Below are 15,221 nucleotides of genomic sequence, written 5' to 3'. Positions count from 1 at the left end.
CCTCAGCCCATCCGGCCCATCCGCCCCGCCCACGCCCGCCCGAACTCTCCAGCCCCCCATGCCCCCTGCGCCGCCACAGCCTCCACAACCGCACTCGGCGCCCACATCTCCTTCGCCTCCTCTGCCTCCTCCGCCTCCCCTGCCTCCCGCACCACCCGCCGTGCCGGTGGCCCAGGCGGTATCCGCTGCACCGGCCGTGACCGGCGGGCCCGGCGGGCCTACCGTGTCGGGTATGAGCGCCACACCCGACCACCCCGTACGCCACGATCCGCCGGGTGGTCAGCCGCACCCCGCCGCTGGAGGGGACTTCGTCCTCGCCGCGCCCGACCCCCGCGCCGCCGCGCAGGCCGCCGCCCGCGCGACCGACCCGTCACCCGGCACCGGGGCGTGCGTGGCCTGCCGGGCCGGGCGCGTCGACCGCGACGGGTACTGCGAGCACTGCGGGCACGCCCAGCCGCGCCCCCGCGACCACATGGAGCAGGAGCTCGACAGCGTCGCCGCCGTCACCGACCGGGGCCTGCGCCACCACCGCAACGAGGACGCCTTCGCGGTCAGCGCCGCGGCCCTCGGGGACGGCTCGCCCGCCGTCGTCGCCGTCGTCTGCGACGGGGTGTCCTCCGCGGCGCGCCCCGACGAGGCGTCGGCCGCCGCCTCCGACACGGCGAACGCGTGCCTCACCCGGGCCCTGGCCGACGGCGCCCCTCCCCACCAGGCCCTGCACGACGCCATCATGGCCGCCGGGGACGCGGTCACCGCCCTCGCGGGCCGGGACGGCGACAGGGCGGGCCACGACCCGGACGCGCAGCGGCACCGCAACGCCCCCGCCTGCACCCTCGTCGCGGCCGTCGCCGCCGGTGGCCGGCTGACCGTCGGCTGGGTGGGCGACAGCCGCGTCTACTGGGTGCCCGACGACCGCACGGCCGCGCCGTGCCGGCTCACCGAGGACGACTCGTGGGCGGCGCAGATGGTCGCTGCGGGACTGATGACCGAGGCCCAGGCGTACGCCGACGAGCGGGCCCACGCCATCACCGGCTGGCTGGGTGCCGACGCGTACGAACTGGAGCCGCACACAGCCGTGTTCGCCCCCGACCGGCCCGGGGTGGTCGTCGTCTGCACGGACGGCCTGTGGAACTACGCGGAGTCTGCCGAGGACATGGCGCGCGCCGTTCCGCCGGACGCCGCGCGGCGGCCCCTGCACGCGGCCCGGGTCCTCGTCGGCCACGCCCTGGACGGCGGAGGCCACGACAACGTGACGGTGGCGGTGCTGCCGTTCGCCGTACCGCCGCAGGGGGCGGGCGCAGCCTGACCGCGCCCGGCCGCCACGGGTCCCCGCACCCTCAGGGGCGCCCCCGGGCGTCCGGCGCGGACGTCCACAGGGCGGGGTGACCAGGGCACCCGTACGAGCGGGCCGCGTCCCCGCCCAGGACGGGCCCCGCCCACGACCCCGCGGGGGCAGTCGCCTGCGGGCCGCGGGGCCGGGTGCGGACGCCGGGCGCGGGGTTCTGCGCGCCGCATGGGGAGGAGTGGCGGGGGCTGCGGGAAGGCAGTGGGCGCGGCGGCCCGCGCGCGCCGTGGAGGCCACTCGACGGCGGCCCTGGCCGGGAGCGCGTACGGCGCATCCGTTCCCCGTACCGCGCAACGGCGCACGGTGCGCCGCGCATCGGCGGCGGCCGCGCCGGGCAGGCCGCGCGGCGGGCCCCGCGCAGGTGGCGCGGGCCCCGCGGGAACACGGATACTGCGAAACTGCTTTCGAAGGCGGCCGACGTCGACGCCACGGCGGCGGGTACTGTGCGACGGAAGGCGAAGGTCGCGGAGGCGGACGAGATGACGCTCGCAACGCGCTCCACCAAGACGGTTCGCGTGACAAGGCCACAACGGACGAGCGTCATGACCACGGCCGCAGCGGCGGCCGACGAGGAGAGGGGGAAAGGCCGACATGCCGACCTGCCCGAACGGACACCAGTCGCCTTCCGACGACTGGTGCGAGGTGTGCGGTCACCGCATGGCCGGGGCGGGCACCCCGGCGGGCGCCGCCCCGCCGCCTCCTCCCCCGCCGCCGGCTCCCGGGTACGGCTACCCTCCCCCGCCACCGCCCGCCCACGGCTACGGCACGGCGGGCGGCGACCCGAACGCCACGCAGCAGGCGGAGCTGTGCCCGCGCTGCCGCAGCCCGCGTGAACCGGGGGCGCCGTTCTGCGGCGAGTGCCGCTGGAACTTCGCACCGGGCCAGACCGACCCGTACTCCCCGATGTCCACTGCCCCGCCGACCTCCGGACCCACCGGCGGCCCCGGCGGCCCCGGCCCCTTCGGTTCGTCGGCCGGGATGGACCTGCCACCCGGCTTCCTGTCCGGCCCGCCCTCGCAGGGGCAGGGGCACCAGGACCCGCACGCGTACCAGGGCACGCCTCCCCCGCAGGGGCACCGCCCGGCCGGGCCGCCGACGCCCGAGCCGCCGCAGGGGCCGACGGGCCGGAACCCGGGACCGCCCGGGCCTCCGCCTCCGCCTCCGCCGCAGGGCTTCCCTCCGCCGGGCCAGGCCCCGCAGTCGACCGGGGGCGACGACTGGCTGCTGCCGCCGCCGTCGCACCGGGACGGCCCGCAGCACCAGGGCGGCCCCCAGCCGGGCCCGCGCGCCCCGCACGGCATGCCTCCGCAGGCGTACGCCCCGGCACCCCCGGCGCCGGGGCCCGGCACGGCGGCCCACGACCGCGGCCCGGCTTTCCCGCCCGCCCCCGCCCCGGCCTTCCCGCCGCCAGGCCACCAGCCCGGCCCCGGCGGTGCGACCGGTCCCGGCGGGCACGGGCCCGGTGCGGCGCCCGCGGGCTGGTCGGTCGTGGTCGCGCCGGACGGTGACTACTTCACGGCGATGATGCGGCGCAGCGGCCCCGAGGCCGCGGGTCTCACCCTGCCGGGGTACGCCCCGGAGCGGCACGTTCCGCTGACCGGTAAGCAGGTGAGCATCGGCCGGCGCCGCCAGTCCACGGGTGAGTCCCCCGACATCGACCTGTCGGGGCCGCCGGAGGACCCGGGCGTCTCGCACCAGCACGCGATCCTGGTCCAGCAGCCCGACGGCTCCTGGGCCGTCGTGGACCAGAACTCCACCAACGGCACGACCGTCAACGGCGGCGAGGACCCGATCCAGCCGTACGTCCCGGTGCCGCTGCGCGAAGGCGACCGGGTCCACGTCGGGGCCTGGACGACGCTCACGGTCGTCCGCGGCTAGCCGCGGGCAGGTGGTGACCCGAGGGGCCAGGCGTACGGCCCCTCGGGGTCGTCCAGCCACGCCCACTGGCGGTCCCCGGCGACCGTCACCCCGTAGCGCTCGCGCTCGGGCCTGCCTTCCCGCTGCCACAGCGCGTACGCCTCGTACGGGTCGAGGTGGCCCGCCGCGAGGGTGAGCAGGAACCGGAACAGGTCACTGCCGAGCGCCTCCTGGGGCAGCCCCGCCGTGCGCGCCTCGGGGAGCGGCGACAGGGCGCCGCGCAGCGGTACGAAGTACGCCGACGTGTGCAGGAACCGCCCTTCCGCGTGTGCGGGGTCCACCACGTGCAGCCGCAGCACTCCTGTGGACAGCGGGGCCACGATCCGGGCGCCGGGCCGGCACTGGGCGAGCCAGGCGCGCGGCACCTCGGGCATCGCACACGTGGCGATGACGAGGTCGAAGGGCGCACGCCCCGGGCAGCCGCGCGCCCCGTCGCCGGTGACGACGACCGGGTGGCGGCCGGCCCGGGCGAGGTGGGCCCTGGCAGCGTCGGTGAGGTCGGTGTCGAGGTCGACGGACGTGACCCGGTCGTCGCCGAGGCGGTGGCAGAGCAAGGCGGCGTTGTAGCCGGTGCCGGTGCCGATCTCCAGGGCGGAGTCCCCGTCGCGGGCGTCGAGGGCGTGCAGCATCGCGGCCATGAGAGACGGCTGGCTCGCGGTGGACACCAGCTCGCCGTTCCGCATCCGGATGCCTACGGGCTCGTCCTCGTACGCGCCGAGGAGCCATGCCTCGCGGCGCAGCGGGTCGGGGTCGTCGCACCGCAACCGCTCGTAGCCGCCGATCGTGCCGACGAAGTACGAAGGCACGAAGAGGTGGCGGGGCACCTCCGCGAACGCCGCCCGCCACACGGGGTCGGGCAGCAGGCCCTCGGCGATGAGCGAGGCCACCAGGCGGCCGCGTGCTGCGCCGGCCGCCCCGGCCCACGGGTCGTGCACGGACAGGCCCATGCCTCCACTGTGACATCGGTCACGCGGCGCGGGCCCCTGGGGGCGGAGGGCTCCCGGGGCCGGGGGCTTCGCGTGCGGGGTCTGAGACGATGGACGGGTGACAGACATCCCGCACGGCGCCGTCCAGGAGCAGACGTTCTACGAGCAGGTGGGCGGCGAGGAGACGTTCCGGCGCCTGGTCCACCGGTTCTACCAGGGTGTGGCGGAGGACCCCCTGCTGCGGCCGATGTACCCGGAGGAGGACCTGGGTCCGGCAGAGGAGCGGCTCGCGCTGTTCCTCATGCAGTACTGGGGCGGCCCGCGCACCTACAGTGACCGGCGCGGCCACCCGCGGCTGCGGATGCGGCACGCGCCGTTCGTCGTCGACCGGGCCGCGCACGACGCGTGGCTTCAGCACATGCGGGTCGCGGTGGACGAGCTGGAGCTGCCGGAGGAACTGGAGCGCCAGCTGTGGGGCTACCTCACCTACGCGGCGGCGTCGATGGTGAACGCCCACGGCTGAGGCCGCGGGACCGGGACCACGCGCCGCCGACGGGTGTGCGACGGTTCCGGAGCGGCGCGGGTCGTGTGACGGGCTTCGGTGAGCGCTGCGTGCGGGGCCCGCGCACCGCGGGACCACGTCTGCGCCGCGTGTGGGTCATAGGGCGGGCTTCGCGGAGTGCTGGGTGCGGGCCGCGCACCGCGGGACCACGTCTGCGCTGCGGGTGGGTCACAGGGCGGGCTTCGCAGAGTGCTGCCTGCGGGGCCGCACACCGCCGGACTCCCCCGGCGCTGCGTGCAGGTCATGTGACGGGCCTTGCGGAGTGCTGCGTGCCGCGTCCGCTCTGCCATCCGTGAATGCCGTGAGAATGCCGTAAACGCCGTCGACTCCGGGGCCGGCGTCTCCGGAGGGTCCGACGGTGACGTCGGGGCCCGCCCGGTGGCGCCCGCGGTGAGAAGCGCCCGGGCGTACGGACCCTTCCGGCCCGGCGGCTGTGGTCCCGGCACTTCGGGGCTCCGCCCGCCGGACGGAGGTCACCGTTGCCCTCCGCCCGGTGCCCTCCCCAGCCGGGCTGTGGCGCGGTCAGCCGTGGCGCAGCGGCGTGACGCCGAGCTCGCCCAGGCCGGTGCCGGTCCGCACGGCGACCGAGCCGAACGGGGTGCGCAGCCGCAGCCACGGGCCGGCCGCCAGCAGCGTCACCGGCGCCTCGCGCGGCAGGAGGCCGGGCGGCGGGAGGAAGCCCAGCGACTGGGCGGCGTGCGCGGCGCGCAGCGGAAGCCCGGTGCCGGCGATGGTGCGGGACCAGATCTCACGGCCGAGCCGGTCCCGTTCGGCGCGGGTCCTTCGCTCCTGCGGGAGCTGCTCGTCGCGCCCGCGGAACTCGGCGACGGCCGCGGCGACCGCCCGGCCGAGCGCGTCGGCGCCGGGGAGGCCCGGCACTTCCTGCCAGCCGCCGCGCGGCGGCAGGACCCCGCTCCACGGAGGGCCGGTGACGGGTGCGGGCAGGGCGAGCCGGCCGTCCGTGTCGTCGATGCCGTCGAGCAGTTCGCCCGCGGACACGGTCAGGTCGAGGGGCGGCGCCGCGTCGCCGTCCCGCAGCAGGGCCGTGCGGACCGCGATCACCTCGAACGACGGCGGGCGTCCGAACACCGCCAGGACGCCGCCGCCCGACTGGAGACGGACGGCGGCGGCCCGGTCGTAGTGGAGCAGCCGGGTCAGGAAGGCGGCGAGGCCCGCCGCCTCCCTGACGTCGGCGCACTGCAGTGACGCGGTCGGCGCCGTCATGCGGCGGCGTCCTCCGAGGACATGGCGTCGTCCACGTACTCCTGGAGGAACGCCCTCTCCTCTTCGGAGATGCGGCGCGGACGCTGCGCCTCCAGGTCGAACGGGACGACGACCGTCGAGGCCCGCACGTAGACCTGGTCGGCGTCCTTGATCTCGTACGCGATCGTGAGCGACGCAGCGCCGATCTTGGTGACCCACGACTCGACGGTCACCGGCTCGTGCCGGTGGACCAGGGGCCGCAGGTAGTCGATCTCGTGCCGGGCCACGACGGACCCGCCGGAGAACGACGGCGAGCCGTCACCCGGCGCCAGCCGGAACATGAAGTCGATGCGGGCCTCCTCCAGGTAGCGGAGGAAGACCACGTTGTTGACGTGCCCGAAGGCGTCCATGTCCGACCAGCGGAGCGGGCAGTGGTAGAGGTGTCGAGCCACGAGTCAGCGCCGCCTCAGCCGCGGGTGAGCTTCTTGTAGGTGGCGCGGTGCGGACGGGCCGCGTCCGGGCCGAGGCGCTCCACCTTGTTCTTCTCGTACGACTCGAAGTTGCCCTCGAACCAGAACCACTTGGAGTCGCCCTCGTACGCCAGGATGTGCGTGGCGACGCGGTCGAGGAACCAGCGGTCGTGGGAGACGACCACGGCGCAGCCGGGGAACTCCAGCAGCGCGTTCTCCAGCGAGGACAGGGTCTCGACGTCGAGGTCGTTGGTCGGCTCGTCGAGGAGCAGCAGGTTGCCGCCCTGCTTGAGGGTGAGGGCCAGGTTCAGGCGGTTGCGCTCACCGCCGGACAGCACGCCGGCCGGCTTCTGCTGGTCCGGGCCCTTGAAGCCGAACGCGGAGACGTAGGCGCGGGACGGCATCTCGACCTGGCCGACGTTGATGTAGTCGAGCTCGTCGGAGACCACGGCCCACAGGGTGCGCTTGGGGTCGATGTTCTCGCGGCTCTGGTCGACATAGCTGATCTTGACGGTGTCGCCGACCTTGATGGAGCCGGAGTCCGGCTCCTCCAGGCCCTGGATCATCTTGAACAGCGTGGTCTTGCCCGCGCCGTTCGGGCCGATGACGCCGACGATGCCGTTGCGCGGCAGGGTGAAGCTGAGGTCGTCGATGAGGACCTTCTCACCGAAGGCCTTGCTGAGGTTCTCGACCTCGACGACGACGTTGCCCAGGCGCGGGCCCGGCGGGATCTGGATCTCCTCGAAGTCCAGCTTCCTGGCCTTCTCCGCCTCGGCGGCCATCTCCTCGTAGCGGGCCAGACGCGCCTTCGACTTGGCCTGGCGGCCCTTGGCGTTGGAGCGGACCCACTCCAGCTCTTCCTTGAGCCGCTTGGCGCGCTTGGCGTCCTTCTGGCCCTCGACCTTGAGGCGGGCCTGCTTGGTCTCCAGGTAGGTGGAGTAGTTGCCCTCGTACGGGTAGGCGCGGCCGCGGTCGAGCTCCAGGATCCACTCGGCGACGTTGTCGAGGAAGTACCGGTCGTGGGTGATGGCGACGACGGTGCCCGGGTACTTCGCCAGGTGCTGCTCCAGCCACTGCACGGACTCGGCGTCCAGGTGGTTGGTGGGCTCGTCGAGGAGGAGCAGGTCGGGCTGCTCCAGCAGCAGCTTGCAGAGCGCGACGCGGCGCTTCTCGCCACCGGACAGGTTGGTGACCTGCCAGTCGCCGGGCGGGCAGCCCAGGGCGTCCATGGCCTGCTCCAGCTGGGCGTCCAGGTCCCAGGCGTTGGCGTGGTCCAGCTCCTCCTGGAGCTTGCCCATCTCCTCCATCAGCTCGTCGGTGTAGTTCGTCGCCATTTCCTCGGCGATGGCGTTGAACCGGTCGAGCTTGCCCTTGACCTCGCCGACGCCGTCCTGGACGTTCTCCAGGACGGTCTTCGTCTCGTCGAGCGGCGGCTCCTGGAGGAGGATGCCGACGCTGTAGCCCGGCGTCAGGAAGGCATCGCCGTTCGACGGCTGCTCCAGACCGGCCATGATCTTGAGGACGGTGGACTTACCGGCGCCGTTCGGGCCGACCACACCGATCTTCGCGCCGGGCAGGAAGCTCAGCGTCACGTCATCGAGGATGACCTTGTCGCCGTGCGCCTTGCGCGTCTTGCGCATCGTGTAGATGTACTCAGCCAAGAGAAACCGTCCGGCAATCCGTAGGGGTCGAGTCAGCGGCTCCGCCTCGTCAGGGCAGATACACCCCATCTTGCCGTACCGCCACCCCAGGGCGAAAACGAGTAGGTGGGCGGCCCGCCGACGGGGCCGGTGCCCCTCCCCGCCGCACCATCGGGGCGCTGCCGGTGGTCGCCGCTGCCCGCCGGGCGCTCCGACGGCCGGAGGGCGGGCCTCGGCGGGCGGGGCGGCGCTCACGTCGGCGCGGCTGCTGTCACTGCGGACCCGCGGTGTCACCGCCGCTGCCGCAGCCCCGGCCCGCCGATGGGCAGCGCGTCAGCGGTGGCGGGGCCGGACGCGGCGTCGGCGAGTGCCCGGCACGGCAGGAGACCAGGCCGGGCTGCCGCGGCTCACCGCGGCCTGACGCCCGTGGCCACCCACTCCTCCCGAACCGCGACCGGCGTGGCGTTGATGGTCGTCAGGGCCTGCCGGCAGACCTTGCCGAGGGTCTCGTCGGACACGCCGTTGGCCTTCAGCGCGTCGATCATCGCGTCCCAGGTGACCGGGTCGAGCTCGCACATTCCGTCGCTGCCGAGTGCGTTCATGGATCCTCCGGGTGTCATGTGCTCTCTTGCCGTCCCATCATGCGGTCCCTCCTCGCCCGCATGCTTTCGGACGGTCGCCGGTGAGGCCGTCTGCCCTGCGGTCCGCCCCGGGGGCGGGGGAGCCACGGGGCAGGTGGTTCCCGGTCCGCCGCACCGCCGCTCGGGGCGCGCGTGCAAGGGCGAGGTGGTGCAACGCAAGCCGAGGGCGTCAGGCGGCAGGTGGCAGGCGGCAAAGCGATGCGGCGGCCCCCGGTGCGCCGTGCCGTCGGGGCACGGGCGCCGGGGGCCGCCGAGGGGCTGCCCGGGGTGCGGGGTGCTACCCGGCGGAGGCGCCCTTGCGCTTGCGGAGGAAGAACACCGCTCCGCCGCCGATCAGCAGGAACGCGGCGGCGATGCCCGCGATCATCGGGGTGGCGCCGGAGGCGCCGGTCTCGGCCAGGTCACCGGCGCCGCCGGTGGAGCCGCCCGTGCCGGTGGTGCCGGAGGAGGTGGCCCCGCCCGACTGGGGGCTCGGCGCGGGGCCGGGCTCCTCGGTGCCGCCGCTGCCGCCCCCGGTGGTGGGGGTGGTGCTGCTGGTGGTCTTGCAGTCGAGGACGCCCTTGAACGTCTTCTTCTCGCCGCCCGGGAGCGCGATGGTGAAGTCGTACGGCTGGTCCTCGGCGACCGGGATGGTGACGGTCTTCGACTCGCCGGCGCCGATGGTGTACTCGCCGCCCATCAGCTCGAAGCCGAAGGGCTCGTCGCCCTCGTTGGTGGCGGTGATGTCGACGCCGCCCTTGGCGCAGTTCTTCTCGGCGGAGAGCGCCGGGATGGCGCCCTTCTTGGCCCAGGTGGCGGTCGCCGTGGCGGAGACCGTGGACACGCTGGACCCGGCGAGGATCTGCGTCTGGCTCTTGCTGAGGCTGGCGAAGGCGCGGCCGACGGACACGGAGGTCGTCGCCTGCACGCCGAAGGAGGCGGAGCCGTCCTTGGCGCCGGCCGGGACGTCGACGTACAGCTCGCTGCCGTCGGCTGCCTCGGTGACCGGCTTGCCGGCCTTGTCGGTGACCTTCACGCCGGTGGCGGCGACCTCGGAGGGCAGGTTCACGGACGCGCTGTCGGCGTTGGTGTGGACCGTGATCGGGCCGAGCCGGGTGCCGGCGGGACCGGACACCGCGGCGGGCTCAAGGCTCAGCGACGCCTTGGGCTCCTCCAGGTTCTCGGCCTTCTCCTCCAGCCAGTCGGCGAGCTTCTCGGCGGCCGGGTCGACCGCGGTGACGTCCACGCCGTCGGAGTAGCGCCAGATCGCGACCTGCGTGCCGGCCGCGGCGGTCTCCGGGGTCAGCGTGCCCGCACCGGCCTTCTTGGCGAGGTCCACGAGGTCGTCGACCTGCGGGTAGGAGTTCTGCAGGATCCAGCGGATCTTGCCGGCCTCCTCGTTCTGCCCGAGGGACGTCTGGTCCCACGGCGTTTCGAGGTACTTGGCCTTCGGCTGGGTCGGGTTGTGGATGTCGATGCAGTACGTCTTGAGGGTGCCGCCGCCCTCCACCTCCATTTCGAGAGACCGGCGGGCAGGGGCTTGTCGGCCTTGCCCTCCTCGTGGATCTCCGCGCGGTGGTAGGTGGTGAGCCCGTTGAGGGTGGCGGACGCCCCGCCCTGGTGCGGCGCCTCCTCCGCGGAGGCGGTGGCCGCCCCCGCTATGGAACCGCCGGCGATCAGGCCGGACGTCAGGACGGTGGCGGCGACGCGGCGGGCCATCCGCCGGCGCCCCTGGACAGAGAACGAACCGAACACGTATTTCCCCTCTGGGCGAGACCCCTTGGCGCGAGAGCACACCATGAGACACAAGGGGGGTGGGACTCGCCGAACGACTCAAGTGCCCCGTGAGTACCGGGAATCCTAGAGATGCGGCCAGCCGCATTCCCCCGGGATGCCGACGATCAATCGTTCTGAATCAGAATCGTTACCGTGAACCGCCCGTGTGTGCGGTACGTGTTGCCTCCATGACGCTGGCAAGTCGGCCCGACGTTCCCTGCTTTCGCGTCACGCTGTGACCGGTTCCCGCTGCGGCCCCGTGCCGGTGAGGGCGCCTTCCGACGGTGCGGCGCCGGGCAGGACTTCCGGGGTGGCACCGAGCGGGTCCCTCACGGAGCCGTCCGGCGGGGTTCGCGCGTCCGCGTCCGCCGGTGCGTCCCGGCCGGTGTCCTGAGGGTCGTCCCGCCCGGAGCCGGGCGGTCCTGCCGCGGGCGCCGGGATGCCCGTGCGGCGGAACGCGGCGGTACCGAGTGTCAGATCGTGCCCCACGGCCAGCGCGTCGATGTCGACGAACGTCGCACGCCGCCCCTCCCGGGCACCTTCCTCCCGCACCCTCAGCCGGCCGTGCACCACGAGCCGTTCGCCGACCGAGACGGACGCGGCGACGTTGGCGCCGAGCCGCCGCCACGCGTTGACCGTGTAGAAGTTCGTCGGGCCGTCGGTCCACACGCCGCGCTCACGGTCCCAGCGGCGCGGCGTCGCCGCGAAACGGAACCGGGCCACCCCGCCGCCCTGCGTCTCCCGGTACTCCACGCTCGTCGCCACGTTCCCCACCACGGTCACCAGGGTGTCGTTCATGTGCGTCGCTCCTCCCCTCCGGCGGCGCCCGCCGCCGTGTGCGTCCATGATGGGCGCCTTCGGCGGATCCCGCCGGGGCCTGTGGACGAGGGGGCCGCTGGGGACAACCCCGTCACCCGTCAGTGGCGGCGGAGGCGGCTGCTGCCGGACACCGTGGCGTACTGCTGGCGCACCTCCCGGTAGCGCATCAGCTCCGCGGCGATGGGGTCGAGCACCATGGCCCGCCCGCAGGCCGCCGCGGCCTCCCGCAGTCGCCGCTCGATGTCCTGGCCGTGGCGGCGCGCCGGTCCGCGGGCGGCCGCGGCGCAGCCCCACTCGATGAGCGGTCCGCCGACGATGCCGGTGAGCATCACCAGCACGGGCGCGAGCAGGCCCGGCTCCAGCACGCCGGCGATCTGGCCGACGAGCCACAGCGCGCCCGCGATCTGCAGCAGCGTCATCGCCATCTGGAGGAGCACCGCGACGGGCCACCAGGCCGGCCGCAGCGGTCGGCGGCGCCGTGCCCGCTCGGCGCGCGGCGCGGGCTCACGGGTCGGTTCCGGGCCGTCGGGGCCGGCGGCGGCCGCGGCCCGGGGGTCCCGCTCGTCCGGCGCGCGGACCTTGACCGCGAGGTCGTCGAGGGCCTCCGGGAGCCGGCGTGCCCCGCGCACCGCGGCTTCCCGTACCGCCTGGGCCCACGGCGCGGGCAGTCCCCGGGCGGCTTCCTCCGCGACGATCCGTACGGCCTGCTCGACCCGCTGGCGGGCGGTCGGTTCGTCCTCCGCGGGCGGCGGGCCGCCCGGGGGTTCGCCGCCGCCGGGAGTGCGCAGCCGCTCGTACCAGCGCCACAGCCGCAGCCACGGGGTGCCGCAGGCGCGGCCGGCGTTGCGCTGCCACTCGCGTTCCGCGGCCTCGCCCGCGGCGCCGGCACCGACGGCGACGGCGAGGCGGGCGGCGAAGTCCTCCTGGGAGCGCTCGCCGAGGCCCGGGCGCCCCTCCGCGACGTACACGGGCCGCAGGCGGGTGGCGGCCGCGTCGACGTCGGCGGCGATCCGCCGGGCGGCGGCGGTCCTGCTCTGCACGAACGCGCCGAGGAGTTCACGCAGTTCGCCGATGCCCTCACCGGTGACGGCGGACACGGCGAGGACGGTGGCGCCGGGTTCGCCGTGCTCGCCGAGGGCCATGCCGTCCTCGTCGAGGAGGCGACGCAGGTCGTCGAGGACCTGGTGGGCGGCGTCGCCGGGGAGCCGGTCGATCTGGTTGAGGACGACGAAGGTGACGTCGGCGTGTCCGGCGAGGGGCCGCAGATAGCGCTCGTGGAGGGCGGCGTCGGCGTACTTCTCCGGATCGACGACCCAGATGACGGCGTCCACGAGGGCGAGGACGCGGTCGACCTGTCGGCGGTGCGCGGTGACGGCGGAGTCGTGGTCGGGCAGGTCGACGAGGACGAGCCCCTGGAGGGCCTCGTCGCAGGCGCCGCCGGCGAGGGGGCGGCGGCGCAGCCGGCCGGGGATGGAGAGCCGGTCGAGGAGCCCGGCGGCGCCGTCGGACCAGGCGCAGGCGATGGGGGCCCCGGTGGTGGGCCTGCGCAGGCCGGTCTCGGAGACGGGCACGCCTGCCAGCGCGTTGATGAGGCTCGACTTGCCGCTGCCGGTGGCGCCGGCGATGGCGACGACGGTGTGACGGGCCGACAGCCGCTGCCGGGCGGCCGCCTCGTCGAGGACGCGGCCGGCCTCGGCGAGGACGTCGGTGTCGACACGGGTGGCGGACAGGCCCATGAGTTCCCGCAGGGCGTCCAGGCGGGTGCGGAGGGTGCCCTTGTACGGGGTGGTCTCCAGGGTGTGGGCCGCGTCCTCGGCCGGGACGCGGGGGTCGTGGGGGGCGGGGGGGTCGGGTGGGGTGTCGTCGTAAACGGCGTGGCCGCTCAGGCGGCGAGCGATGAGTCCGTCGTCCCAGCTCTGCTCCACGGCGCTCAACTGCCGTCACCTCTCCTTCTGCAGTACGGACAGCGCGGCGATGAGCGCGGCCTGCGGCTCGGGGGTCACTCCGAGGCCGTCGAGGGGGGTGAGGCGGAGGTCGCGTTCCTCGCGCAGGATGCGGTCGATGGACGTGGTGGTGAGTTCTGCGGCCCGGTCGCGCAGCCGCAGGGTGGCCTGCGCGCCGAGCAGTTCGGCGAGCTGCTCGCCGGCGCCGCGGGCGCGGCGCCCGCCGAGGAGGGCGGTGGCGAGGAGGGCGGCGACCGTCTCGGGGGGCGGCGCGGAGGGGCGTTCGGTGCGGCGCGCCTCCTCGTCGGTGAGTTCCTCCAGGACGCGGCGCCAGCGGCGTACGGCCATGCCGATGCGTTCGGCGGCCTCCCGGTCCTGGCGGGCCCTGTCCTCGGCGGGCAGGGCGCCGGCGGCGGGCTCGCGCCGCACGGCGTCGTGGAGTCGCTCGTCGGCGGCGGCGACGGCGCAGTGGAGGAGGGCGGTGAGGGATTCGACGAGGGCGTCGAGGAGTTCGGCGGCGGTGCAGTCGTGGGGGTGGGCGCGCCAGCGGGTGCGGGCGTCGCCGGCCAGGACGGCGCCGCGGCGCAGTTCGCTGCGGACCCGGTCCCGTTCGCGTTCGTACGCGTTCTCCACGGCGCTGGTGAGGCGGACGGCGGCGGCGCACTGGGCGGCGACGGCGGCGGCGAGTTCGGGGACGCGGGCGCGCAGGGAGTCGATGACGCCGCGCGCGGTGCGGCCGACGGCCTGCTGCCGGGCGGCCGGGTCCTGGGCCCGGTGGGTGAGCCAGGCCCTCAGGGGGGCGACGGCGGTGTCGGGGAGCAGGCCGTGGCCGCCGCCGGCCGACTCGGGGAGCTCCGGGATCGTGAACCGCGGGACGTCTCCGAGGCCGGCGCGGGTGAGCAGGGCCCCGTACTGGCGGGCGACGTCGGTGATGACCTGGTGGGGCACGCGGTCGAGGACGGTGACGAGGGTGGCGTCGTACTCCTTCGCGGTGCGCAGGAGGTGCCAGGGCACGGCGTCGGCGTAGCGGGAGGCGGTGGTGACCATCACCCAGACGTCCGCGGCGCAGATGAGCCGGGCGGCGAGTTCGCGGCTCTCGACGACGAGGGAGTCGATGTCGGGGGCGTCGAGGAGGGCGAGGCCGGGGGTGAGGGTGTCGGACTGCTCGACGCGCAGGGTGCGGCAGCCGCCGGGCTCGTCGTCGGGGGTGTCGCGGTCGGCGGGGCCGGGGCCCCAGACGCGTGTGAGGTGCGGGAGGACACGCGGGTGGGCGAACCAGTCGCGGTCGTCCGGGTGGCAGACGAGGACGGGGGTGCGGGTGGTGGGTCTGAGCACGCCGGCTTCGCTGACGCGGCGGCCGACGAGGGAGTTGACGAGGGTGGACTTCCCGGCTCCGGTGGATCCGCCGATGACGGCGAGGAGGGGCGCCTCCGGGTGCTGGAGCCGGGGGACCACGTAGTCGTCGAGCTGGGCGAGCAGCTCGGACCGGGTGCGCCGGGCTCCGGGGGCGCCGGGGAGCGGGAGGGGAAGACGCACAGCGGCGACACTGTCGCGCAGGGCGGAGAGTGCGTCGAGGAGCTGAGGCCGTACGTCCAAGGTCACCACATGTGAAGAATGCCCAATTTCACCATCTTTTTGAAGCGTATGCCCTCTCTGCGCGCCGACTGGACACAATGGATAGAGGGGAACGAGTGGGACTCAGGCATAACGAGTGCACAACACCCGGCGCGCGTGGCGCGAAAAGCGCTGCGGAAATCGCACCTGCCTGCGATTATCGGTGTCGCTTCACTGAACCTCCACATCGTGCCACGCAGGTGAAGCGCCCGGCCCAAGGCGATCGGAGCCCTATCCTTGACCCCGGCAAGGTCACGGACCACCCACCAGGGCTCCAGAGGCCACCAGGCCACCACCGGCCCCAGTAGCTCAGTGGATAGAGCAGGCGCCTTCTAAGCGCTTGGCCGCAGGTTCGAGTCCTGCCTGGGGCGCTCACCCCACTTGAC

11 protein-coding genes, 1 tRNA gene and 2 pseudogenes are annotated in these 15,221 nt (G+C 74.8%); 5 read left to right on the top strand and 9 right to left on the bottom strand.

The features are described from left to right. The 3 genes and pseudogenes from BJP40_RS04750 to BJP40_RS04745 form a co-directional block, all read left to right on the top strand. Nucleotides 1–1,306 (top strand): PP2C family serine/threonine-protein phosphatase (locus BJP40_RS04750; protein ID WP_107416703.1); only part of this gene is annotated, 1,306 nt, incomplete at its 5' end. 362 nt (nucleotides 1,307–1,668) lie between these two features. Further along, nucleotides 1,669–1,869, top strand: a pseudogene (locus tag BJP40_RS35240) (hypothetical protein); the annotation flags it as partial. 67 nt (nucleotides 1,870–1,936) lie between these two features. Continuing rightward, nucleotides 1,937–3,223: an FHA domain-containing protein gene (locus BJP40_RS04745; RefSeq protein ID WP_071278826.1), complete on the top strand. Its 1,287-nt coding sequence runs from the start codon at nucleotides 1,937–1,939 to the stop codon at nucleotides 3,221–3,223. On the opposite strand, the gene BJP40_RS04740 is transcribed toward BJP40_RS04745, so the two are convergent. After that, on the bottom strand, nucleotides 3,220–4,209 hold the full coding sequence (locus tag BJP40_RS04740; protein WP_071278824.1) for a methyltransferase domain-containing protein: 990 nt from the start codon (nucleotides 4,207–4,209) through the stop codon (nucleotides 3,220–3,222). The two genes, BJP40_RS04745 and BJP40_RS04740, sit on opposite strands and share 4 nt — an antisense overlap. 97 nt (nucleotides 4,210–4,306) lie before the next feature. Between BJP40_RS04740 and BJP40_RS04735 the strand changes: the two genes are divergently transcribed. Then, a complete protein-coding gene (locus BJP40_RS04735) occupies nucleotides 4,307–4,711 on the top strand; it encodes a globin (protein WP_071266248.1) in 405 nt (134 codons plus the stop codon). 561 nt (nucleotides 4,712–5,272) lie between these two features. On the opposite strand, the gene BJP40_RS04730 is transcribed toward BJP40_RS04735, so the two are convergent. The 8 genes and pseudogenes from BJP40_RS04730 to BJP40_RS04695 all read right to left on the bottom strand — a co-directional run bounded on the left by BJP40_RS04730 (nucleotide 5,273) and on the right by BJP40_RS04695 (nucleotide 14,826). Further along, nucleotides 5,273–5,974 (bottom strand): hypothetical protein, encoded by a 702-nt coding sequence (locus BJP40_RS04730; protein ID WP_071278822.1) that lies wholly within the window; start codon nucleotides 5,972–5,974, stop codon nucleotides 5,273–5,275. Continuing rightward, a complete protein-coding gene (locus BJP40_RS04725) occupies nucleotides 5,971–6,405 on the bottom strand; it encodes a thioesterase family protein (RefSeq protein ID WP_079169017.1) in 435 nt (144 codons plus the stop codon). The genes BJP40_RS04730 and BJP40_RS04725 overlap by 4 nt, the downstream gene beginning before the upstream one ends. Before the next feature lie 14 nt (nucleotides 6,406–6,419). Beyond that, the gene (gene ettA / locus BJP40_RS04720; RefSeq protein WP_071278820.1) at nucleotides 6,420–8,084 is read right to left on the bottom strand and encodes an energy-dependent translational throttle protein EttA; all 1,665 of its coding nucleotides are present in this window, start codon (nucleotides 8,082–8,084) and stop codon (nucleotides 6,420–6,422) included. A 386-nt stretch (nucleotides 8,085–8,470) separates the two neighbouring features. Next, complete coding sequence (locus BJP40_RS04715) at nucleotides 8,471–8,665, bottom strand: hypothetical protein (RefSeq protein WP_071278818.1); 195 nt, start codon at nucleotides 8,663–8,665, stop codon at nucleotides 8,471–8,473. 316 nt (nucleotides 8,666–8,981) lie between these two features. Then, nucleotides 8,982–10,402 (bottom strand): annotated as a pseudogene (locus BJP40_RS04710) (Cys-Gln thioester bond-forming surface protein). Nucleotides 10,403–10,687: 285 nt separating this feature from the next. Further along, a complete protein-coding gene (locus BJP40_RS31355) occupies nucleotides 10,688–11,257 on the bottom strand; it encodes a single-stranded DNA-binding protein (protein ID WP_079170919.1) in 570 nt (189 codons plus the stop codon). A gap of 119 nt (nucleotides 11,258–11,376) precedes the next feature. Next, nucleotides 11,377–13,212 carry a YfjP family GTPase gene (locus BJP40_RS04700; RefSeq protein WP_071278816.1) on the bottom strand — a complete coding sequence of 612 codons (1,836 nt, stop codon included), beginning with the start codon at nucleotides 13,210–13,212 and terminating at the stop codon, nucleotides 11,377–11,379. Between the two features lie 6 nt (nucleotides 13,213–13,218). Beyond that, a complete protein-coding gene (locus tag BJP40_RS04695) occupies nucleotides 13,219–14,826 on the bottom strand; it encodes a dynamin family protein (RefSeq protein WP_226962665.1) in 1,608 nt (535 codons plus the stop codon). 307 nt (nucleotides 14,827–15,133) lie between these two features. On the opposite strand from BJP40_RS04695, the gene BJP40_RS04690 reads away from it, so the two are divergent. After that, a tRNA-Arg gene (locus tag BJP40_RS04690) sits at nucleotides 15,134–15,206 on the top strand. Nucleotides 15,207–15,221 lie beyond the last annotated feature (15 nt).

Source organism: Streptomyces sp. CC53 (assembly GCF_001865245.1).
Lineage (GTDB): Bacteria > Actinomycetota > Actinomycetes > Streptomycetales > Streptomycetaceae > Streptomyces.
Note: the sequence above shows the minus strand (reverse complement) of the source record. Positions and strands in the feature narration are given on the sequence as shown.